Source organism: Stenotrophomonas sp. P5_A9 (assembly GCF_056400525.1).
Genome location: NZ_JBFULC010000037.1, coordinates 1 through 20,936 on the forward strand (window position 1 = coordinate 1; position 20,936 = coordinate 20,936).

Consider the following 20,936-nt stretch of genomic DNA (forward strand, 5'->3'; position numbering starts at 1 on the left):
GTGAGCACCTGCCTCACTGCGCTGGGCCCGCCTCGTTCAGTTCGAACGTCATCGGGATCTTCAACGCCGTTGCCACCGCCTTGCCGTCCTTGAGCGCGGGCTCGAAGGTCCATTGCCTGGCCGCGGCGATCGATGCCTCGTCGAACACGCCGGCCGGGGTGGAACTGAGCACGCGCACCTCGCCGGTCCTGCCAGTGGCATCGACCTCGACACGCAGCATCACCTTCCCCGAAATGTTCTGTTCGAACGCGCTCTGCGGATACGTCGGTGGCGTCATGTTGCGGGCCTTGGCCTGCACATCGACACCGGCAACCTTGCCATCGTGCGCTGCGGCGTCAGCCGGCTCGGCACCGGCCGAGGGGGAAGTCGTTCCGCCCTGGCTGGCCCACGCCACCGCCGCCAGACCCAGGCTCATGCCCGCCACCAACACCTGGCCGCTCAACCACGGCAACGGCTTCCGCTTGTGTTCCTTCAACATGGCAATACGCTCCTTCAAGATCGGTTGGCTGCGCCAGTGGCAGGCCATCGGCGCAACCGGGTGGACCAACTGCGCCTTCAGCAGCGCGTTGGCGTAGATCCGGCGCTGGGCCGGTTGTGGATCGAGGGTGCGTGCATCGCAGGCCAGTTCCTGGTCGCGCAGGAAGCGGCGTGCTGCCCACGGCAGCAGTGGATGGAACCAGAACATGCAGCGCAGCAGCACCAGCACGGCATTGGCCCATGGATCGCCGTGGCGGCGATGGCTGCGCTCGTGCTTCAGGATCAGCGCCTGTTCGGCCGTGCTGAAGTCCTTTTCGAAACGCGGGCCGACCACGATGCGCGGTGCCCACAGCCCCACCAGCGCCGGCAGGCCCGGATCGGCGCTGGCCTGCCAACTGCCGTCCGCGCGCGGCTGCAGCGTGCCCAGCGCGCGCTCGAAGCGGCGTTGCGCGCGCCAACTGGCCATCCCCATGCCCAGCGCGCCCACGGCCCACGCCACCAGCAGCAGCCACGGCCAGGTGGGCGTTGCCGGGGCGACAATGGGAGCAGTCCACGCAGCGGCCGCGACAAGCACCGGCAGCGCATCGGCCAGCGGCGCCACCGGCAACGGCAGGTGCAGCGTCAACAGCAGTACCGGCACGCACCACCAACTGCGATAGACCAGCGCCGCCCCGCCCAGCTGCAGCAGCAGCGGCCGCACCCCCGCCAACAGCAGCACCGCGATTGACAGCCATACGCTGGCCTGCAGCAGCGCGTTGAGCAGCTCAGTCATGGTCCAGTCCCTCGATGAGCGCCTTCAGGTCGGCAATGTCCTGCGGGCTCAGTTGCCCACGCTGGCTGAAGTGCGCCACCAGCGGCGCCACGCGGCCGTCGAACAGCTTGTCGAGCAGGCCGCTGCTCTGCTCGGCCACCCATGCCTGGCGCTGCAGCACCGGCGAATAGAGGTAGCGGCGCCCATCGCGGCTGGCGCTGATCGCGCCCTTGGTGAGCAGCCGGTTGAGCAGGGTCTTGATGGTGGGCTCGGCCCAGCCGCGGCCGGCCAGCGCGGCCACCACCTCATCGGCACCCAACGGGTGCTCGCCCCACAGCACATCCATCACCACGGCTTCGGCTTCGCTGATCTGGCTCATCATTTACATCCGTAATCGACGAACTGATTACGCACGTAATCGAAAAGACTGTCAACCCCTTCGACAACCGGTTCATCCCTCCGCTGCCAGCATCGAGCCACGCCCCACGGAGGCTTCGATGCGACGCTACCGAAAATTCGACTACCCGGTGGAGGACGTGCGTCGCTTCCTCGAACCCGGCCCGATCGTGCTGGTCACCTCGGCCTGGAAGGGGCAACGCAACGTCATGACCCTGGGCTGGCACATGGTCTTGGCGTTCACGCCCTCGCGGCTGGCGACGATGATCGCCAGCGGCAACCGCAGTTTCGAGCTGATCCGCCGCAGTGGCGAATGCGTCATCAACCTGCCCACCGCCGAGATGCTCGATACGGTGGCCGGGATCGGCAACTGCAGTGGCGCCAGGATCGACAAGTTCGACCACTTCGGCCTGGACACCGTCGCGGCCAGCAACGTGGCGGCGCCGTTGCTGGCCCAGTGCCACGCCAGCTTCGAGTGCCGCCTGGTCGATCGCAGCCAGATCAAGCGGCACGGCCTGTTCATCTGGGAAGTCGTCAAGGCCCACGTCGCGCGCGTGCCGAAACTGCCGCGCACCGTGCACTACCGGGGCGAGGGCCAGTTCATGGTCTCCGGCGCGGAAGTCTCGCGTCGCCGTCTGTTCAAGCCCGAAATGCTGTAATGGCCCGCATATACCTGCAGGATGCCGCTGGATGACCGATCACCTCACCGACCTCGACGCTGCGATCGACTGGCTGCTGCAGCGCGTGGAGGGCCCGTTGCGCATCGGCGCGCCGCTGGCGCTGGGCAAACCGCACCGCCTGCTCAACGCCCTGTATGCCCGGGTGGAGAACGATCCCTCGCGGCCGCTGCAGATCTACACCGCGCTGTCGCTGAACCCGCCCAAGGCCAGCGGCAGTGGGCTGGAAGCGCGCTTCATGGCGCCCTTCGCCGAACGCCATTTCGGCGCGGATTTCCCGCGACTGGCCTATGCCGATGCGATGGTCCGCGACCGCCTGCCCGCGCATGTGCAGGTCGAGGAGTTCTACATGCAGTCCGGCGCGCTGCTCAATTCCTCGCAGGCCCAGCGCAGCTACACCAGCCTCAACTACACCCATGCCGCCGACGCGGTGGCCCAGCGCGCGCCGCACGCGATCGTGCAGAAGGTGGCGGTGCGCCCGGATGACCGGCGGCTGTCGCTGTCGTGCAACAACGACATCACTCAGGACACACTGGATGCGATGGTCGCGCGCGGGCTGCCGCGTCCGCTGATGATCGCCGAGATCGATCCGCAGCTGCCCTACCTGGCCGGCACCGCGACGGTGGATGTGTCCTTCTTCGACCTGGTGATCACCCCGCCGCCGCCCTACCCCGACCTGTTCGGGCTGCCGCGCCAGCCGGTCAGCGACGGCGACTACGCCATCGGCCTGTACGCCAGCGCGCTGGTGCGCGACGGTGGCACGCTGCAGATCGGCATCGGCACCCTGGCCGATGCGATCAGCCACGCGCTGGTGCTGCGGCACACCGACAACGCCCGCTACCGGCAGGTGCTGCACGCACTGGACCCGACGTTGTCCAGCCACCCCACCGTGCTCGAATGCGGTGGCCTGGAGCCGTTTGAGATCGGCCTGTACGGTTGCAGCGAAATGCTCAACGAAGGCTTCCGCCGGCTGGTGCAGACCGGGGTGATCCGGCGCAAGGTGCACGACGACCTGGCGCTGATGCAGCGCATCGAAAACGGCAGCACCCTGACCATCGACCACGCCACCCTCGCCGCCGAAGGCGAGTACCTGCATGGCGCGTTCTACCTGGGCTCGCCGGAGTTCTACCAGTGGTTGCGCGAGTTGCCCGACGACGAACGCCGCGCGATCGGCATGCGGCGGATCAGCGAGATCAACCAGCTCTACGGCGGCGATGAAACCCTGGAGCGGCTGCAGCGCCGGCATGCGCGCTTCTTCAACTCCTGCATGATCGCCACCGCCTTGGGCGCGGCCGCGTCGGACGCACTGGAAGACGGGCGGGTGGTATCCGGCGTGGGCGGCCAGTACAACTTCGTCGCGATGGCCCATGCCCTGCCCGAGGCACGCAGTGCGCTGATGTTCCGTGCGGTGCGCGAGGACAAGGGCACGGTGCAGTCCAACGTGCGCTGGAACTACGGCCACACCACCATCCCGCGCCACCTGCGCGACATCTACATCAACGAATACGGCATCGCCGACCTGCGCAACCTCACCGACGAGGACTGCGTGGTCGGCATGACCGCGATCACCGATGCAGCGTTCCAGGCCGGGTTGCTGCAGACCGCCAAGGCCGCGAAGAAACTGGATCCGGCCTTCACTGCACCGGAGCACTGGCAACGGCGCAACACCGCCGCAGCGGTCAGTGCCGCACTGTCACCGTTCCGCCAATCGGGCCTGTTGCCCGATTATCCGCTGGGCAGCGATTTCACCGAGGTAGAGCAGCATCTGGTCAAGGCGCTGGGCTGGCTGAAGCAGAACACGCAGACGCGTGGCAGCAAGCTGCGCACGGTGCTGGCGGCGGTAACCCAGCCGGCCGGCGATGGCGATGCGGTGTACCTGCAGCGGATGGGACTGGATGCGCCGAAAAGTTTCGGCGAACGGATCGAAGCCAGGTTGGTGCGGTTGGCGTTGGCGCGGACGGCCGTCGCCTGAGCGCGGGGCGCAGCGCGTAGAGCAGCCGAGCATGGCTCGGCTCTACCCGCTGATCGGCGCAGCGCGTAGAGCAGCCGAGCGTGGCTCGGCTCTACCCACTGATCGGCGCATTGCGTAAAGCAGCCGAGCGTGGCTCGGCTCTACCCACTGAGCGGCGCATTGCGTAGAGCAGCCGAGCGTGGCTCGGCTCTACCCACTGATCGGCGCATTGCGTAGAGCAGCTGAGCGTGGCTCGGCTCTACCCGGAGGCGATGCACGAACGGTGGTGGTAGAGCCGAGCCATGCTCGGCTGCTCCACCCGCAAACGCAGAAGGCCGGGGAAATCCCCGGCCTTCTGCTTCAAACCACCTCAACGGCACTCAGTGCATCAAAGCGCCTTCGCCGCCGCCACCACGTGCTCGGTGGTGATGTTGAAGTGCTTGTAAAGCGCTTCGGCCGGGGCCGAGGCACCGAAGGTGTCGATACCGACCACCGCACCGTCCAGGCCCACGTACTGGCGCCAGAAACCGGTGACGCCGGCTTCCACGGCCACGCGCTTGCGCACGGCGTTGGGCAGCACCGACTCACGGTACGCCGCGTCCTGGCGCTCGAACACGTCGGTCGACGGCATGGACACCACGCGGGTCTTGATCCCGGCCGCATCCAGCTCGGCCTTGGCGGCCACGGCCAGGCCCACTTCCGAACCGGTGCCGATCAGGATCACGTCCGGCACGCCGCCTTCGGCATCGGCCAGCACGTAACCACCGCGCGCGATCTGGGCAACCTGCTCGGTGCTGCGCGGCTGGTGCGGCAGATTCTGGCGACTGAATACCAGGCAGCTCGGGCCGTCGGTGCGGGTGATCGCGGCCTTCCAGCTGACCGCCGACTCGACCGCATCGCACGGACGCCACACATCGTTGTTGGGGATGTAGCGCAGCGAGGCCAGGTGCTCCACCGGCTGGTGGGTCGGGCCGTCTTCGCCCAGGCCGATCGAATCGTGGGTGTAGACGTGGATCGCGTGCGCAGGAATCAGCGCGCTCATGCGCACGCCGTTGCGGGCGTAATCGCTGAACACCAGGAAGGTGGCATCGAAGGGAATGAACCCACCGTGCAGCGCCAGGCCATTGGCGATGGCGGTCATACCGAACTCGCGCACGCCGTAGTACACATAGTTGGCGTTCGGGTCATCGGTGGCCACCGACTTGCTGGCCTTCCACAAGGTCAGGTTGGAGTGGGCCAGATCGGCCGAGCCGCCGATCAGTTCCGGCAACAGCGGGGCGAACGCTTCGATCGCCAGCTGCGAGGCCTTGCGCGAGGCAATGGTCTGGCCGTCGGCCTGGACCTGGGCGATGTAGGCGTCGGCCTTGGCGATGAAGTCGGCCGGCAGCTCACCGTGCGAACGACGGGTCAGTTCTTCAGCCTCGGCCGGGAACTGCTTGGCGTACTTGTCGAACTGCTGCTCCCACTCGGCCTGGCGCAGGGTGCCGGTACCGCCGGCACGCCAGCCCGCGTAGATTTCTTCGGGAATCTCGAACGGACCGTACGGCCAGTCCAGCGCCTTGCGGGTTTCGGCCAGCTCGTCCTTGCCCAGCGGGGCGCCGTGGCTGGATTCCTTGCCGGCCTTGTTCGGCGAGCCAAAACCAATCGTGGTGCGGCAGCAGATCAGGGTCGGCTTGTCGAACTGCGACAGGGCACCGTCGATGGCAGCCTTGATGCTGTCCGGATCGTGGCCATCGACGCCGCGCACCACGTTCCAGCCATAGGCTTCGAAACGCTCGGGGGTGTTGTCGGTGAACCAGCCGGCGGTGTTGCCGTCGATGGAGATGTGGTTGTCGTCCCAGAAGCAGACCAGCTTGCCCAGGCCCCAGGTGCCGGCCAGCGACGCCACTTCATGCGAGATGCCTTCCATCAGGCAGCCATCGCCCAGGAACACCCACGTGCGGTGATCGACGATCTCGTGCTCGGGGCGGTTGTAGCGCTGTGCCAGCAGCTTTTCCGCCAGCGCGAAGCCGACCGCGTTGGCCAGGCCCTGGCCGAGCGGACCGGTGGTGGTTTCCACCCCGGGGGTCTCATGGTGTTCCGGATGGCCGGCGGTCTTGCTGCCGAGCTGACGGAACTGCTTGAGCTGTTCGATCGGCAGGTCGTAGCCGCTCAGGTGCAGCAGCGCGTACTGCAGCATCGAGCCATGGCCGTTGGACAACACGAAGCGATCGCGGTTGAACCACTGCGGATTCTTCGGGTTGTGACGGAGATAGTCGTTCCAGAGGACCTCGGCGATATCGGCCATGCCCATCGGCATGCCGGGATGCCCGGACTTGGCGGTTTCGACCGCATCAGCGGCAAGGAAGCGGATGGCGTTGGCCAACTGGCGGCGGGTAGGCTGCGTCATGGTTCTGTCGGAGTCGGGAGGCTCCCGCGGAGCTGCGGGCGGCCCATTGTCCCACAGACCACCGATGGGGTCAGGCCGCGACCGACGGGCGGACAGCCTTGTGAAGAGCATCACTGTCCGTAAACAAAGACGCCCCGCAGGTGCGGGGCGTCAGCACAACCGCCGGCGGCAGTTGAGGTAACCAGGGACCTCAGGCGCGGGTCAAGGGCGCTCGACGGCGTCCACCGGCACGACCGGTGCGACCGGGCCATCGTCCACTTCGCCTTTGGCCACCAGCGTGGTCAAGGCCAGATCGCCGGTGACGTTGAGTGCAGTACGGCACATGTCCAGGAAGTGGTTCACGCCCAGGATCAGACCGATGCCGAGGGGGTTCACCCCGACCATGGCGCAGATCATCGCCACCACCGGCAGCGAGCCGGACGGCACACCGGCGGTGCCGATGCCACCGAGGATGCAGACCGCCATCACCATCACCTGCTGGCCGATGCTCAGGTCCACGCCGAAGAACTGCGCCAGGAAGATCACCGTGACACCCTCGAACAGCGCGGTGCCGTTCTGGTTGGCGGTGGCACCAACGGTCAGCACGAAGCGCGAGACTTTCTGCGGCAGGCCCATCTGGTCGGCCACGCGCAGCGCGGTCGGCAGGGTCGCGTTGCTGGAGGCGGTGGAGAAGGCCATCACCGTCGCTTCCTGGGTATCGCGGAAGAACGACAGCGGCGAACGCCCGGACAGCCACACCGCGGTACCGTAGGTCACCACCATGTGCAGGCCCAGTGCCAGCACCACCACGCCCACGTACGCCCCCAGGCGGATGATCAGGTCGAAGCCGAACAGCGCGGCCAGGTTGAACATGAAGCAGGCCACCGCATACGGGGCCAGGCGGATGACCAGGTTGATCAGGGTCATCGAGACTTCGAACACGCCTTCGATGGCGCGGCGCAGCGGGGCGACCTTCTCTTCGGGGCTCAGCACCATGCCGATGCCGAACATCAGCGCGAAGAACATCAGCGACAGGATGGCGCCATTGTCCGATGCGGCCTGCAGCACGTTGCTGGGCACGATCGACAGCAGCATGTCCATGCCCTTGGGGGTCTCATGGATGCCGGCGACGATTTCCTTGCTGCGCTCTGCGTTCTCCGAGAGCATCTGCGCGGCCACGTGCGGGTCCATGCCGGCGCCGGGCTTGAGCACGTTGACCAGCACAAGACCGATGCCCACCGCGATGCCCGACAGCAGCACCGTGTAGGCCAGGGTCTTCCAGCCGATGCGGCCGAGCGCGCGGATGTCGCCCATCTCCGACACGCCCATGATCAGGGCCGAGAAGATCAGCGGCACGATCAGCATGAAGATCAGGTTGAGGAACAGGCCCGACAGCGGCGTGGTCACCCAGGCCATCACGCCCTTGGCGAAATCGGTCAGGCCAGGCACGCCCGGGCCGGCGGCGTGCACGATCAGGCCGAGGGTAAGGCCCAGCGCGAAGCCGATGCCCATTTTCCAGTGCAAAGGCATTTTCTGCCGGGTCTTTGCGGCCTCAGTCATCTAACGGCTTTCCTGTAAAGAATTGAATCAGCTTAGCAAAGCCGGTCCCGCAGGCCCGGCAGCGCATCAAGGTCCCGAAGGATATAGAGGCGCCAGCCCATTGTTTTCCGCCACCGCCGTGGCCCGCCAGTGCGGTCCGTCATGGAACGCCCGGCGCAGTGCCTGCCGCGCGGCGGCCACATCGCCCCCCTGACCGGCCCACCGCACCCGCTGCATGGCCAGCAACGCCTCGCGCTGGGCCGGGTCGGCCAGCCGCCCCAGCAGCGCGTCCAGGCCCTGCACCCCGCCCATCGCCGCCAGCAGGGCGATGATCTCGTCCAGCCCCTGGCTTTCCAGTGCGCGGCGCAGTTCGGCGCGCGACACGGTGGCCAGCGGAACGCCGGCCACCGCGACCGGTGCAGCGCGCGGTTCTGCCCGGCGCCGCCCGGCCCGCCGCCAGCCCCACCACAGGGTCAGCAGCCACAGGAGCGCGAAGGTGATGGCCACTGCGATCCAGCCCCACGGGCGTGCCGCAGACGGTGCATCGGCCAGCGGCAGTGCGTTGGAGGCCGGCGCTTCGCCCGGCAGGGCCGAGGTGGTATCCAGCGGGACCGGCGGCGCCGCGCCCCCCGGTCCACCGGCGGCCACCGCCAGGGTCAGGTCCGGCAGGGTCGCCATGCGCGCCGCGCCCGCCTTCACATCCCACCACGGCATGCGCGGGCCAGGCACGCGCAGACTGCCCGCGGTGCGCGGCACGATCGAGTAGCGGCGGGTCATCTTCAACTGCGGGGTGCTGCCGGTGAAGGTCTCATCGAACTGCGCCGGCTCGGCGAATACCTGCGCATCGGTGCCCACGTCCAAAGTCGGCAGCTCGGGGAACTGGGCGCGGGTGGCGCCCTGCGCGGTCGCCTCCACTACTACCGTGGCCGCCTCGCCCGCACGCCCGCTGCCGGGTGCAGCGGTGTAGCGCAGGCGGAGGTCATGCAGCGGCAGCCACGGCTGCGGCGCGTTGGCCGGCTGTGGCCGCACCTGCAGGGTGCGTGCCGGCGCGCTGGCGCGCAGTCGCCCGTCGCCGCCGAACATGTCGTCGAAGAAACCGCCTGCAGTGCGGCCGTTGAACTGCGCGGCCGGCAACTGCAGTGGGCCACTGCGTTCGGGGATCAACAGGAAGCGCCGCTCGACCATGTTGTAGCGACGGCCATTGACCTCGCGCACCTGGCTGCGGTCTTCACCCACGCGCTGCAGCGACGCACCGTCGGGCGTATCCAGCAGGAGCTCGCCGGAGACAAGCTGCGAGGCGTAATACAGCCGCACCACCACGCCCACGCTCTGCTGTACGTACGGGGTGGCATCATCCACCTCGGTCTCCATGAAGACCGCGGCATTGCCGGGCATCGCCGCCGGCGTGCCGGCGCCGCCGGGGGCGCTCGCCGCCACCTGCAGCAGCAACGGTGCCGTGCGGTTGGCGCCCACCTGCAACGCGGGAATCTGCAGGGTGCCGCTGCGCCGCGGCGACAGCACTACCGCGTAGAGATTGCGCGAGCGGGTGCCACCATTGCTCCACTGCATCTGGCGGCTGCTGGTCTGCGCGCTCAGGTCGAAGTCCGCGCGCAACGGCGCATAGTCCGGCGCACCGCCGCCATCACTCTCGATGTTGAGCGTGACCGCCTCGGTGTCGAGGATCTGCTGACGATCCAGCCAGGCGCGGGTCTGCGCCTGCGCCAGGCTGGCCAGTCCCAGCAGCAGCCAGCAGCCGGCCTGCATCCATCGCCGCGTGGTGGAACCCATGCTCATCGTCCTTCCCGTTTCCTGCGTTCGTTTTCCAACTGGAATTTGGCCCGTAGCAGGCTGCCCGGATCGTCGGGCACCCGCCGCATCCACGCCTCCACGGCCTGGCGCTGCTCGCGCTGCTGCGGGGTTTCGGCGGCTTGGCGTTGCGCCCGGGTGTCCTTGCCGTCCTTGCCCTGGCGTTGCAATGCCTGCTGCATCTGCTGGCGTTGCGCCGCGTCAGCCTTGGCCTGCGTGGCCGGATCCGGATTACCCGCATCCTGCTTGGCATCGCCGTCCTGCGGCTTGCCCGGATTCTGGCCCGGCGGCGGCGGCGCCTGCCCGGGATCCTGGTTACCCTGCGGCTTCGGTGGCGACCCCTGATCCTGCCCGGGTTGCCCCTGCCCTTGCCCTTGCGACGGTGGCGTTTTCGGCGGCTGCTTGCCCTGGTCGCCCTTCGGTGGCGTCGGCGGTGGTTTGCGTTTACGCGCCGCATCCACCGCAGCGCGGTTGGCGACGGCATCGGGCATGCCGGGGGTCTGCTTCAGCGCGTTGTCGTAGGCTGCGATGGCGGCATCGTACTGGCCTTGCCGGGCCAAGGCATTGCCGAGGTTGTACCACCCGGCATCGCTGTGGATGCCCTCGAACTGCTGCTGTGCGGCTTTGAAGTCACCGCGGCGATACGCATCCACGCCCGCGCCCAACTTCTGTTGATCGATCTGGTCGGCGCGTTGCCACAGGGTGCCGTCGGCCGCGTAAGCCGGCGTGGGCAGGGTCAGCGGCAGCGCTGCGCACAGTACCAGCGCCATCGCCAGGCCGCGGCGCCGGAACGCCCATAGCGACAGCAGCATCAGCGGCGGCAACAGCCAGAACCCTTCATCGCGCCAGGCCAGCCCGTCGCCCTTCTGGCGGTCATCCATGCTCACCTTCGGGGTCAGCACGCCGAGGGCCTTCAGGTCGCTGTCGTCGTTGGCGATACGCGCATAACGTCCGCCGCCGCTGCTGGCGACCGTGCGCAGCGGCGCCTCTTCCAGGCGCGCCTGCGCGATCTGTCCATCGCCACTACGGAAGGCCGCACCGGCCGCCGTACCCAGGCCCAGCACCGACACGGTGAAGCCCTGCCGATGCGCCGCGGCAGCTGCGCGGATGGCGGCATCGTCGGCACGGTCGGTGAGCAGCAGGATGTCGCCGCTGCGCGCACCCGACTGCTGCAGCAACAGCACCGCCGCGTCCAACGCGCGCTCGGCACGCTGGCCATCGCGTGGCATCACATCCGGGCCCAGCGCATCCAGGTACAGCGCCACGTTGGCCGCATCGGCGGTCAGCGGCGCCACGGTGTAGGCATCATCGGCATAAGCGAGCAACGCGACCTCCCCGCCCTGGCGCTCGCGCAGCAACGCGGCCAGCTTTGCACGGGCCTGCAGCAACCGTGACGGCGGCAGGTCGGTGGCGGTGATCCGCGAGGACAGGTCCAGCGCCACCACCAGCGGCGTCGGCGACTGCCACAGCGGCTGCGCCACCTGTCGCCAGCTAGGGCCGGCCAGGGCCAGCACCGCCAGCGTCCAGCCGACCAACAACAGCACCAGCCCGCCCCAGGCGCGCTGCCCACCGGCCACCAGCAAGTGGCGCAACAGATGCGGATCGACCGCGGTGTGCCACGCGCTGCCGCGGCGGCGACGCCAGTACCAGACCAGGGCGATCAGTGGCAGGGCCAGCAGCGCCCACAGGGCCTGCGGGCGGACCAGATGCAGTGCATTCCAATCGATGTTCATGCCCAGCGCCTCGGCACTATCCAGGCCAACCCGGCCAGCAACAACGCCAGCGCCAGTGGCCAGGCGTAACGCTCGATCCGCGGCCGCACCGCAGGGCCCGCCGAGGCCACCGGCTCCAGCCGCTGCAGTTCGGCATAGATGCCGGCCAGTTCATCGGTGTTGCGGGCGCGGAAGGCGCGCCCGCCGGTAAGCGTGGCGATTTTCTGCAGCGTCGCCTCGTCCACCGGGTCGTCGCCGGCTGCCACCTGCATGCCGAACAGCCGGTAGCTGCCGTCCCCGCCGAACGCCACCGTGTATACCCGCACGCCTTCGGTCTTGGCCAGTTCGGCGGCGCGCAGTGGTTCGAGTACGCCGGCATTGCTGACGCCGTCAGTCAGCAGGATCAGTACGCGCTGGCCCTGCGGTTGCTCGCGCAGGCGTTTGACCGCCAGTGCGATCGCATCGCCGATCGCGGTCTCGCGTCCGGCCAGGCCGACCACGCTGTCGCCGAGCTGCTGACGCACGCTGGCAAGATCGCTGGTCAGCGGGGTAAGGGTGTAGGCGCGCTCGCCGAAAATCAGCAGGCCGACGCGATCGCCAACACGCCGGTCCAGGAAGTCGGCCAGCACCGCCTTGGCGGCAGTCAACCGCTCCACTACCTGTTGGCCGAGCATCATGTCGGTTTCCTGCATGCTGCCCGACACGTCCACGGCGAGCATCATCTGCCGCCCCTGTTGTGGCGGAGTCACCGCCTCGCCCAGTTGCTGCGGGCGTGCCGCTGCCACGCACAGACACACCCACGCCAACCACAGCAGCAGCCGGCCAACGCCCAGCGCGCGGCCACCGACAGCGCTACCGAGCGCCTGCAGCTGTGCGGCCGCGTACGGCACGCGCAACGCGGCGGCGCTGGCGTTGCGCTGCGGCCACCAGTGCATCAGCACCGGTACCGGCAGCGCAGCCAGCATCCACGGCCAGGCGAAGGTATCCAGCCACGACAGCCAGTCCGGCAGCCACTGAGCCACCTGCGGCGACACGTTCATCGCGATCATCGCCGCCGCCCCGACACCAGGCCGAGGAAACGCGCACGCGCCAGCACGCGCAGGCGCTGCGCCGCTTCGGCATCGACCTGCGGGCGATAACCGCCGTCGAGCAGCAGCCGCCCATCGCCATCGGAAAAGGCACGGCTACCGGGCTCGTCGAGGAATTCCAGCCATGCCGGGCCCTGCAGCAGTTCCGCGCCGGGCTGACGCACGCGCGCCGCACGGCGGAGCAGCGCGGCGATGGCCGCCACTTCCTCGACCGGCGTTGCCGCCTGTGCGATGGCCTCATCGAACAACCGGATCCAGCCCTGTCGCCGCCGCCGACGACGCGCCTGCCACGCCCACAGCAGCGCGGCGACAAGCAGCACGGCGCCCAGCACCAGCCACCAGCCGGGCGCCGGCGGCCACCACGCAGGCGATGGCGGCAGCTGCACATCGCGCAACGGCAGCGAGGTCGGCGCGCTCATGCCACCACCGCCGAGGGCATCGGGGTCAGCCAGCAGTCGCTGGCGTCATCAGAGGCCACCACGTGCACCTGGATGCGACGCGACGACAGGTGCTTCTGCAGGTCCTGCAGCGGCGCCACGAAGCGCTCGCGCCAGTGCTCGCGGACGCTGGCGCGGTCAAGGTCGAGCAGCACGCGGCGGCCCTGCGACAGGAACGCCAGCGAGGCTGCTGGCGGGGACAGCTCCAGCGGATCGACCAGTAGCATCACCACCACTTCGTGGTGCATGGCCAGGGCGGTCCAACGCGACACACTGATGGCCGCAGCCTGCCCAGGATCGGCAAGCACGACCACGCGCGCGCCGGGACGCAGCAGACGCGCCGCCTGTTCGAGTGCCCGGTCCAGCCCGGCGTCGTCGGCCGGTGGCTGCGCGTACCAGCGGGTGAGCGCATCGAGCACGCGCAGCACACCGCGGGTGCCCCCGGCCGGCGGGAGCGGGGCTTCCACGCTGCTGCCACGCAACGCGCCGAGACGGTCGCCCTGACGCTGTGCCAACCACGCGGCAATCGCGCCGACGCGGGCGGCCTGTACCGATTTGAAGCGAACGCGGGTGCCGAAATACAGCACCGGATCCGTGTCGGCCACCAGCAGGGTCAAGCGCTCGCGTTCGGCCTGGAACAATTTGGTGTGTGCACGGCCGGTACGCGCGGTGACGCGCCAGTCGATGTGGCGGGCATCGTCGCCTGCCACGTACTCCCGCGACTCGGCATATTCCATGCCGCGCCCACGCATGGGCGCTGGCGCGTGGCCGGCATGGCCAAGCCGGCCACGCCGGGCCGGGGCCAACCGGTGGGCATTACGCCGCAGCGCGACCAGTTCGGCCAGGCTGGGGCGCAGGCCGTCGCCGTCGGGGGCGCCTGCGGTGCTGTCCACGTCCGAAGCCATCGAGGTCAGGGCGCCGGCACGCGTGCCAGCAGCTCGGCCACCAGGCGATCGCCGTCCCAGCCTTCGGCGGTAGCTTCATAGCTGGGCAGCACGCGGTGGCGCAGGACGTCAGGGGCGACGCTGCGCACATCGTCGGGGGTGACGAAGTCGCGGCCGGCAAGCCAGGCGCGGGCACGCGCGCAGCGCTCCAGGGCGATCGAGCCGCGCGGGCTGGCCCCCCAGGCGATGCGTCTGGCCAGCGCGGGGTCGTAGCGGGCGGCGTCGCGCGAAGCCAGCACGATCTCGATGAGATAGCGTTCCAGCGCCGGCGCCATGTGCAGCGACAACACGGCCTTGCGCGCGGCGAACACATCTTCCAGTGGCATCCGCGGCGGCGCCGGTGGCGGCGGACCCAGTGCATCGCGCGCACGTTCCCGCGCCAAACGCAGGATCTCCGCCTCGGCATCGGAATCCGGGTAGCCGATGCGCACATGCATCAGGAAGCGGTCCAGCTGCGCTTCGGGCAGCGGGAAGGTGCCCTCCTGCTCGATCGGGTTCTGCGTGGCCATCACCAGGAACAACGCCGGCAGCGCGTAGGTGTGGCGGCCGACGGTGACCTGGCGCTCGCCCATTGCTTCCAGCAGCGCCGATTGCACCTTGGCCGGGGCACGGTTGATTTCGTCGGCCAGCAGGATGGGGTGGAAGATCGGGCCGGGGACGAACTCGAAGCGGCCTTCCTGCGGCCGCCAGATCTCGGTGCCGGTCAGATCGGCCGGCAACAGGTCCGGGGTGAACTGCACGCGCGAGAAATCCGCCTCCAGGCGCGCGGCCAGCGCGCGGATCGCGGTGGTTTTGGCCAAGCCTGGCGCGCCCTCGACCAGCAGATGGCCATCTGCCAGCAAGGCGGTCAGCAGGCGTTCGACCAGCGCGGCCTGGCCGACGATCTCGCCGGCCAACGCGTCGCGCAGCGCGCAGAAACCATCGTGCAGGCGATCATGGGCCTGCTCGGCGGCGGCGGGAGTATCGATCTCGGTGTCGGGCATGGGGGGAGGCAGGTTCATGGGATCCATGTGACCCACGCGACGTGCGTAAGGTTCCGCCCACATGATGGCAGGGCTGGCGCTGGATCGGGATCAAGATTGCCTGAACGCGATACTCGTAACGGCCGAAGCCACCTTACGGCGTACTCGGGGCCATCGTGCCTTTGTCGCCGGCAAAGATCGCGCTGCAATAAGGACCGGACATCGCAAATCGGCGACAGGTCTGCGGCCGGTCGTCATAGATACTGCAATTCATGCGCTCACGGTCCAGCGCCACGCACCATCCGTCCGCGCCCCCGGCCATCACGCGCAGGCCAGTCGGCAGCTCAGTGGTCAGGTGCGCCGGAACGCAGTCGGACGCCCCGAGCACCACGGTCAGCCGACAGCACTGCGCAGCGCAGCTGGAACAGTTGGCGGCTGCCATGGGGGTCACCTGCTTTTGCAATAAATCGCCGCCCAGCATAGCGCGGATTCCTTGCCGGGCTCCTAACCCTTGGCCAATCGCCCCAACCGGCACAGGCGAGCGTTCATTGATCGATTGCCCGTTCTACAGTGGGCCCTGAGCGTTCCTCAGGGACGTTGCAACATCTAAGCTTCCTGAACGCGAAAGGGCCGCACAAGGCGGCCCTTTCGCTGCAGGCAGGGCCGCGACCCTTAGTTGGTCTTGGACACGCGCAGCACCTTCGGGGTGACGAAGACCAGCAGTTCGGCCTTGTCCTTGTTGCGACTGCGCTTCTTGAACAGATTGCCAAGGAACGGCACGTCGCCCAGGAACGGTACCTTGTTGACGCTGTTGCGGTCGGTGAACTCGTACACGCCACCGATCACCACGGTCTGGCCGTCTTCCACCAGAACGGCGGTGTTGACCTCGCGGCGGTTGATGGTCGGGACTTCGCCGTAGCCTTCCAGGCGGATGTAGCTCTCCACCTCATCCTTCTTGACCGACATGTTCAAGAACACGCGGTTGTCGTTGGTGATGGTCGGGGTGACCTTCAGTTCCAGCACAACCTCCTTGAACTGGACGTTGGGCGTGGCGACACCGCCCGCGCCGCCGCCGCTGATGGTGACGTAGCCGATTTCCTTACCCTGCTTGATCGTCGCTTCGCGCTGGTTGGTGGTGACCACGCGCGGGTTGGAGATCACTTCGCCACGCGATTCCTCTTGCATGGCCGACAACTCCACGTCCAGCAGGTACCCCGCGTTTAGGATCGACAGCGCCAGTGAACCCGGATTGCTGGCCGCGGCCACCGGCAGGTTCCAGTTCAACTTGTTGGTGGTGATGGTGTTCGGGGCACGCACGGGAACCGCTCCGGCTCGGCCACCGGCATTCCAGTCAGCCAGCGCCTTGGCGTAGTCGTTATTGACCTTTGCCTGATCATTGATGTTGGCGTGGTTGTCATCGGTACTGCCACCGAAGAACACATTGTCACGGTTGCCGGTGATGCCGAACTTGGCACCCAGCTCACGGGCGAACGTATCGGTCGCAATCACGATCCGGCTTTCGATCAGCACCTGGTCGACCGGACGGTCGATCACGTTGATCAGCTCGCGCATGCGCGCCAGCTTCTTGGGGATGTCGCTGATCATCAGCGTATTGGTGCGCTCATCGGCGACGATGCGACCGCGCGAGGACAGGAACCCGCTGTCTTCCTGCGAGCTGTTGCCGCCACTGCCACCACTACCACCGCTACCACCACCACCACCGATACCCTTGGCTTCGGTCAGCGCTTTGAAGATCTGTGCGGCGTTGTGGTAGTTGATCTGGATGTAATCCGTCACCAGGTCTTCGCGGTTCTCGATTGCGATGCGCGCGTCTTCCTTGTCCTGCTCGAACTTGGCCAGCTCCGGCTGCGGGGCAACCCACACCACGCCACCATCGCGACGTTTGTCCAGACCCTTGGCGCGCAGCACGATGTCCAGGGCCTGATCCCACGGCACGTTGACCAGGCGCAGGGTGACGTTGCCTTCGACGCTGTCGGAGGCAACGATGTTCAAGTTGGATTCTTCGGCGATCAACTGCAGCACCGTGCGCACCGGCACGTCCTGGAAGTTGAAGGTCACCGGCTTGCCGCTGTACCCGCGCTGCGAAACAGCCGCAGCGGCTTGGGTCACCGTGGTGGCGTTCATCGCACCGGTGGCCGCTACCTGCTTGCGCGGGCTGATCTCCACCACGTACTCGTTGCCGGTCTGATAGGCMAGCGATTCGAAGGCGGTGTTGGTGTTGAGCACCAGCTGGGTGCCGCCGCCATATGGCTTGGGATCGATACGCTGCACCGGGGTAGCGAAGTCGGTCACGTTGATCGACTTCTGCAGGTTCTCCGGGAGGCGCACGTTGCCGACGTCGATGACCACGCTGTTGCCCTGCGTGCGCAGGTCCGGGTTGGCGCCCTTGCCGTCGAACTGCAGGATGAGGCGGCCAGCGCCGTCCTCACTGCGCTTGAAGTCGATCTTGGATACCGCCAGCGAGGCAGGCGCCGTGGCTGGCGCGACTGCGGTCGCCGCTGGCGTCGGTGCTGCTGCCGGCGTCGCCGCCAGCAACGTGCCATTGGCCACCATGAGCGCGACTCCCAGCGCGCACAGGTGGATCAGCTTCGGGCGCCGGTCGGGACGCTGCCGCATGGCATTGGAAAAGGTCATCGTGCTATCCCCATAATCATTATTGATCTTCAAGCGCAAGCGATGCAGGCCGTTCCAGCCAGCCGCCCGCGCCATCCGGCACCAGTTCAATCAGTTCGATCCGGTCTTCGAAGACCCCAGTCACGCGGCCATCGCTCTGCCCCAGATAAACGCCCGGACGCACCCGGTAGGTGACCTTGTCCGGCGCCATCACCAGCGATACCAGCGCGCCCCCCTTGCCGATCGAGCCGACCATGTCCAAGGCATCCAGCGGGAAGGCTTCCAGCGGCTCCTTGCGACGGTTCGGATCGGGACGAAGCCCCGAGCCGCCCTGYGGATTGGTCCAGGCGTCGGTGAACGGATCGCGCATCCCCTGCGCGGAGTATTCAAACGTTTCGAACTGCTGCATCACCGGCAGCGGCTCCAGGGGCGGCGCCGGACGTGCACGCACGTCCTCCACCCACTTGGTCAGGTTCGGCGCATCGCCGGGGGTACTGCTCACCCCACGCGCGCAGCCGGCCAGCAGAGCCAGCACCAGCAGACCACATACCCTCGCGGTCATCCCCAGGCTCATGGCGTACCTCCGGGCTTGGCACCGCTCTTGTCGGCGGCCGCCGCTTTCTCCTGCGCTTCCATTTCCAGCTCGTCAAGGTAACGGTAGGTCTTGACCGTACCGGACAGCTCCAGCGCGCCACTGCGCGCAGTGATACCGGTCTTGGGGTCTTTCGGCTTCAGGTTGATGTCGTGCATGGTCAGGATGACCACGCGCGGCAACGAGGCCACGCCGCTGACGAACGCGCCGAACTGGTGGTAGCTGCCCACCATGCGCAGCGCGATCGGCTTTTCGGCGTAGAACTCCTTGGGCTGCTCTGCACCGGGCTGGAAGAGCTCGTTGATCAGCCCGCTCGACAGCGCGGTCTGCGAGATGTCGATGATCAGGTCCGGCATTTCCGTCTTGCTGGGCAGCTGGCGCAGCATCTGCTGAAGTACCTGCTCCATCTGGGTTAGCTGCTGCTTGAGCGGCTCCAGATTGACTGCACGGCCCTGCTCTTTCTCAAAGTCGGCACGCAGTTGGACTTCCGTGCTTTCCAGCCCGGCAAGCTCATCGCGTTTGCCACTGATCAGCACGAACCAGGCAATGATCACGATGAACAGGGCCAGGAGCGCACAGAACACGACCTTGGCCTGCTGCGGCCAATTGCCGATGTTGTTGAAGTCCAGCTCTTTGACGTTGATCTTCTTGCTCATGCGGCCCCCTTCTGCGGCGTACTGGACGCAGCCGGCTGTGCGGGTGTGGCTGGCGGGGCGATCCGGCTGCCGGACGGTTTGGCGGCCGAGGGCGTTGCCGGTGCTGCGGACGGGTCGGTCGCCGGCTCGGTCGCCGCCGGGGCCGGCGACAACGGAGCCACCGCCGTCGCGGCCGGGTTCACCGCCGGCTCCGCAGGTGCCACCACGCTGCCATCCGGCGCAACGCCATTGACCGGCTCGCTCTGCGCCGGCAGGGTGACCTTGACCTCGAACATGTACGGCAAGGCGCTGATGTCAGAGACCGGACCGGTCGGGGCCTTGCCCTCATCCGGCTTCTTGGCCTCGATCACCGTCAGCTCAGGCTTGCTCATCCAGCCCGAGCTTTCCAGATTGCGCATGTACGCGCTGACCCGGGCGTTGGACTGGGTCCGGCCTTCCAGGGTGAGGATGTCGCCTTCCTGCTTGAGCGCGGTCAATACCACGCCATCAGGGATGGTGCGCACGAGCGCATCGAACAGGTGGACCATCTGCGAGCGCTTGGCCTGCAGTTCCTCGATCACCTTCTTGCGCGCCAGCAGACGTTCCTTCTGGCGGTCAAGGCGGTCGATCTCCTTGTTCTGTTCCTTGACCTTCTCGATCTCGGCGGTCAAAAAGCTGTTGCGCTCGCTCTGGCCACTGACCTGCCGGTCGTAGTAGAACCAGATCAGCAGCGACAGCAGCACCCCGCCGATGGCGGCGAAGCCGAGCATGCCGTAGAAATCACGCTGGCGTTGCTTGCGCCGCTCGGCGCGCCAGGGCAATAGGTTGATTCTCGCCATCAGTCGAAGCTCCTCAGCGCCAGACCGGTGGCGATCATCAGCGCCGGGGCGTCCTGGGCCAGGGCATGTGCCTGTACCTTCGGACCCAGCGTCATCTGCGCCAGCGGATTGGCCACCACGGTGGCCACGCCCAGCTGCTCTTCCACCATCTCCGGCAGCCCGGCCAGCGCCGCGCAACCGCCGGCCAGCACGATGTGATCCACGCGGTTGAATTCACTACCGGCATAGAAGAACTGCAGCAGACGGCTGATCTGCTGGACCGTGGCTTCCTTGAACGGCTCCAGCACTTCCATTCCGTAGCTTTCCGGCAACCCGCCCTGACGCTTGGCCAGGCCGGCTTCCTCGTAGGTGAGGCCATAGCGGCGCATCACTTCGTCGGTCAGCTGCTTGCCGCCGAACACCTGTTCGCGGCTGTACAGGCTACGCCCGCCACGCAGGACGTTCAGGGTGGTCATGGTGGCACCGATGTCCACCAGCGCGACCACGCCATCGCTGGCGATCGGCAGCTCGCTGGCGACCAGGGCAAAGGCGTTCTCGACCGCGAAGGCCTCCACGTCCATCACCCGGGCGACCAGACCGCCCAGCTCCAGCGCCGATTGGCGCAGCTCCACGTTCTCCGAGCGCGATGCCGCCAACAGCACCTGGACCATTTCCGGGTTGTTGGGAATGGCGCCCAGCACCTCGAAGTCGAGGTTCACTTCCTCGATCGGGTACGGGATGTAATTGACCGCTTCGAGCTCGACCTGGGCTTCCATGTCGTTCTCGTCCAGGTCGGCAGGCATCGGGATCAGCTTGGTGATCACCGCCGAACCGGCCACGGCTGCGGCAGCGTGCCGGGCCTTGGTACCGGAACGGTTCACGGCACGTCGAATAGCCTCGCCGACAGCCTCTACCTCAACAATGTTCTTTTCCACCACCGCATTCGGCGGAAGTGGTTCCACAGCGTAATGTTCCACGCGAAAGCGATTGCCACTGCGTGAAAGCTGCAAGAGCTTTACTGCAGTCGAGCTGATGTCGACGCCAATAAGCGGCGACTGGCTTTTTGGGATAAGCCCCACGGTTTCTCCCCTGCCGACGGGCACTTGGACGCAGAACCTGCGCCCGCGCATTAATAACGTTTTTTTTGCA

General features: G+C 67.4%; 18 protein-coding genes. 2 read left to right on the forward strand and 16 right to left on the reverse strand.

Annotated features, from left to right (window positions below; genetic code table 11):
- Positions 1 to 13: 13 nt before the first annotated feature.
- Positions 14 to 1,249 carry a M56 family metallopeptidase gene (locus AC1DR7_RS12755; protein ID WP_478051624.1) on the reverse strand — a complete coding sequence of 412 codons (1,236 nt, stop codon included), beginning with the start codon at positions 1,247 to 1,249 and terminating at the stop codon, positions 14 to 16.
- Entirely contained in the window at positions 1,242 to 1,607 is a 366-nt protein-coding gene (locus tag AC1DR7_RS12760) for a BlaI/MecI/CopY family transcriptional regulator (RefSeq protein ID WP_256776067.1), read from the reverse strand. The genes AC1DR7_RS12755 and AC1DR7_RS12760 overlap by 8 nt, the downstream gene beginning before the upstream one ends.
- Before the next feature lie 118 nt (positions 1,608 to 1,725).
- On the opposite strand from AC1DR7_RS12760, the gene AC1DR7_RS12765 reads away from it, so the two are divergent.
- Together AC1DR7_RS12765 and AC1DR7_RS12770 are read left to right on the forward strand one after the other, a co-directional pair.
- Positions 1,726 to 2,283 (forward strand): flavin reductase family protein, encoded by a 558-nt coding sequence (locus tag AC1DR7_RS12765; RefSeq protein WP_457318096.1) that lies wholly within the window; start codon positions 1,726 to 1,728, stop codon positions 2,281 to 2,283.
- A 31-nt stretch (positions 2,284 to 2,314) separates the two neighbouring features.
- Positions 2,315 to 4,273: an acetyl-CoA hydrolase/transferase C-terminal domain-containing protein gene (locus AC1DR7_RS12770; protein ID WP_457318097.1), complete on the forward strand. Its 1,959-nt coding sequence runs from the start codon at positions 2,315 to 2,317 to the stop codon at positions 4,271 to 4,273.
- Between the two features lie 367 nt (positions 4,274 to 4,640).
- On the opposite strand, the gene tkt is transcribed toward AC1DR7_RS12770, so the two are convergent.
- The 14 genes from tkt to AC1DR7_RS12840 form a co-directional block, all read right to left on the reverse strand.
- Complete coding sequence (tkt, locus tag AC1DR7_RS12775) at positions 4,641 to 6,641, reverse strand: transketolase (protein ID WP_256776064.1); 2,001 nt, start codon at positions 6,639 to 6,641, stop codon at positions 4,641 to 4,643.
- Positions 6,642 to 6,842: 201 nt separating this feature from the next.
- On the reverse strand, positions 6,843 to 8,180 hold the full coding sequence (locus tag AC1DR7_RS12780) for a dicarboxylate/amino acid:cation symporter (RefSeq protein ID WP_256776063.1): 1,338 nt from the start codon (positions 8,178 to 8,180) through the stop codon (positions 6,843 to 6,845).
- Between the two features lie 66 nt (positions 8,181 to 8,246).
- Positions 8,247 to 9,953 carry a BatD family protein gene (locus AC1DR7_RS12785; protein ID WP_457318098.1) on the reverse strand — a complete coding sequence of 569 codons (1,707 nt, stop codon included), beginning with the start codon at positions 9,951 to 9,953 and terminating at the stop codon, positions 8,247 to 8,249.
- Positions 9,950 to 11,698 (reverse strand): VWA domain-containing protein, encoded by a 1,749-nt coding sequence (locus tag AC1DR7_RS12790; RefSeq protein ID WP_457318099.1) that lies wholly within the window; start codon positions 11,696 to 11,698, stop codon positions 9,950 to 9,952. Before AC1DR7_RS12790 ends, AC1DR7_RS12785 begins: the two co-directional genes overlap by 4 nt.
- Complete coding sequence (locus AC1DR7_RS12795; RefSeq protein ID WP_457318103.1) at positions 11,695 to 12,717, reverse strand: vWA domain-containing protein; 1,023 nt, start codon at positions 12,715 to 12,717, stop codon at positions 11,695 to 11,697. Before AC1DR7_RS12795 ends, AC1DR7_RS12790 begins: the two co-directional genes overlap by 4 nt.
- Positions 12,718 to 12,722: 5 nt before the next feature.
- The gene (locus tag AC1DR7_RS12800; RefSeq protein ID WP_457318100.1) at positions 12,723 to 13,184 is read right to left on the reverse strand and encodes a DUF4381 family protein; all 462 of its coding nucleotides are present in this window, start codon (positions 13,182 to 13,184) and stop codon (positions 12,723 to 12,725) included.
- The gene (locus tag AC1DR7_RS12805) at positions 13,181 to 14,107 is read right to left on the reverse strand and encodes a DUF58 domain-containing protein (RefSeq protein WP_457318101.1); all 927 of its coding nucleotides are present in this window, start codon (positions 14,105 to 14,107) and stop codon (positions 13,181 to 13,183) included. Before AC1DR7_RS12805 ends, AC1DR7_RS12800 begins: the two co-directional genes overlap by 4 nt.
- A 5-nt stretch (positions 14,108 to 14,112) precedes the next feature.
- The gene (locus AC1DR7_RS12810; protein ID WP_457318102.1) at positions 14,113 to 15,147 is read right to left on the reverse strand and encodes an AAA family ATPase; all 1,035 of its coding nucleotides are present in this window, start codon (positions 15,145 to 15,147) and stop codon (positions 14,113 to 14,115) included.
- Between the two features lie 115 nt (positions 15,148 to 15,262).
- Complete coding sequence (locus AC1DR7_RS12815; RefSeq protein ID WP_478051768.1) at positions 15,263 to 15,589, reverse strand: YkgJ family cysteine cluster protein; 327 nt, start codon at positions 15,587 to 15,589, stop codon at positions 15,263 to 15,265.
- A 191-nt stretch (positions 15,590 to 15,780) separates the two neighbouring features.
- A complete protein-coding gene (locus AC1DR7_RS12820) occupies positions 15,781 to 17,763 on the reverse strand; it encodes a type IV pilus secretin PilQ (RefSeq protein WP_457321132.1) in 1,983 nt (660 codons plus the stop codon).
- Positions 17,764 to 17,782: 19 nt separating this feature from the next.
- Positions 17,783 to 18,316 (reverse strand): pilus assembly protein PilP, encoded by a 534-nt coding sequence (locus AC1DR7_RS12825; protein WP_457321130.1) that lies wholly within the window; start codon positions 18,314 to 18,316, stop codon positions 17,783 to 17,785.
- Complete coding sequence (locus tag AC1DR7_RS12830; protein WP_478051769.1) at positions 18,313 to 18,990, reverse strand: type IV pilus inner membrane component PilO; 678 nt, start codon at positions 18,988 to 18,990, stop codon at positions 18,313 to 18,315. The genes AC1DR7_RS12825 and AC1DR7_RS12830 overlap by 4 nt, the downstream gene beginning before the upstream one ends.
- Positions 18,987 to 19,808 (reverse strand): PilN domain-containing protein, encoded by an 822-nt coding sequence (locus AC1DR7_RS12835; protein WP_478051770.1) that lies wholly within the window; start codon positions 19,806 to 19,808, stop codon positions 18,987 to 18,989. Before AC1DR7_RS12835 ends, AC1DR7_RS12830 begins: the two co-directional genes overlap by 4 nt.
- The gene (locus tag AC1DR7_RS12840; protein WP_457319166.1) at positions 19,808 to 20,866 is read right to left on the reverse strand and encodes a pilus assembly protein PilM; all 1,059 of its coding nucleotides are present in this window, start codon (positions 20,864 to 20,866) and stop codon (positions 19,808 to 19,810) included. The genes AC1DR7_RS12835 and AC1DR7_RS12840 overlap by 1 nt, the downstream gene beginning before the upstream one ends.
- Positions 20,867 to 20,936: the final 70 nt, after the last annotated feature.

What these genes read in the sequence shown, in the direction of transcription:
- AC1DR7_RS12755 (WP_478051624.1), bottom strand. Translation starts at nt 1,249, where the DNA reads ATGACTGAGCTGCTCAACGCGCTGCTGCAGGCCAGCGTATGGCTGTCA.
- AC1DR7_RS12760 (WP_256776067.1), bottom strand. Translation starts at nt 1,607, where the DNA reads ATGAGCCAGATCAGCGAAGCCGAAGCCGTGGTGATGGATGTGCTGTGG.
- AC1DR7_RS12765 (WP_457318096.1), top strand. Translation starts at nt 1,726, where the DNA reads ATGCGACGCTACCGAAAATTCGACTACCCGGTGGAGGACGTGCGTCGC.
- AC1DR7_RS12770 (WP_457318097.1), top strand. Translation starts at nt 2,315, where the DNA reads ATGACCGATCACCTCACCGACCTCGACGCTGCGATCGACTGGCTGCTG.
- tkt (WP_256776064.1), bottom strand. Translation starts at nt 6,641, where the DNA reads ATGACGCAGCCTACCCGCCGCCAGTTGGCCAACGCCATCCGCTTCCTT.
- AC1DR7_RS12780 (WP_256776063.1), bottom strand. Translation starts at nt 8,180, where the DNA reads ATGACTGAGGCCGCAAAGACCCGGCAGAAAATGCCTTTGCACTGGAAA.
- AC1DR7_RS12785 (WP_457318098.1), bottom strand. Translation starts at nt 9,953, where the DNA reads ATGAGCATGGGTTCCACCACGCGGCGATGGATGCAGGCCGGCTGCTGG.
- AC1DR7_RS12790 (WP_457318099.1), bottom strand. Translation starts at nt 11,698, where the DNA reads ATGAACATCGATTGGAATGCACTGCATCTGGTCCGCCCGCAGGCCCTG.
- AC1DR7_RS12795 (WP_457318103.1), bottom strand. Translation starts at nt 12,717, where the DNA reads ATGAACGTGTCGCCGCAGGTGGCTCAGTGGCTGCCGGACTGGCTGTCG.
- AC1DR7_RS12800 (WP_457318100.1), bottom strand. Translation starts at nt 13,184, where the DNA reads ATGAGCGCGCCGACCTCGCTGCCGTTGCGCGATGTGCAGCTGCCGCCA.
- AC1DR7_RS12805 (WP_457318101.1), bottom strand. Translation starts at nt 14,107, where the DNA reads ATGGCTTCGGACGTGGACAGCACCGCAGGCGCCCCCGACGGCGACGGC.
- AC1DR7_RS12810 (WP_457318102.1), bottom strand. Translation starts at nt 15,147, where the DNA reads ATGAACCTGCCTCCCCCCATGCCCGACACCGAGATCGATACTCCCGCC.
- AC1DR7_RS12815 (WP_478051768.1), bottom strand. Translation starts at nt 15,589, where the DNA reads ATGCTGGGCGGCGATTTATTGCAAAAGCAGGTGACCCCCATGGCAGCC.
- AC1DR7_RS12830 (WP_478051769.1), bottom strand. Translation starts at nt 18,990, where the DNA reads ATGAGCAAGAAGATCAACGTCAAAGAGCTGGACTTCAACAACATCGGC.
- AC1DR7_RS12835 (WP_478051770.1), bottom strand. Translation starts at nt 19,808, where the DNA reads ATGGCGAGAATCAACCTATTGCCCTGGCGCGCCGAGCGGCGCAAGCAA.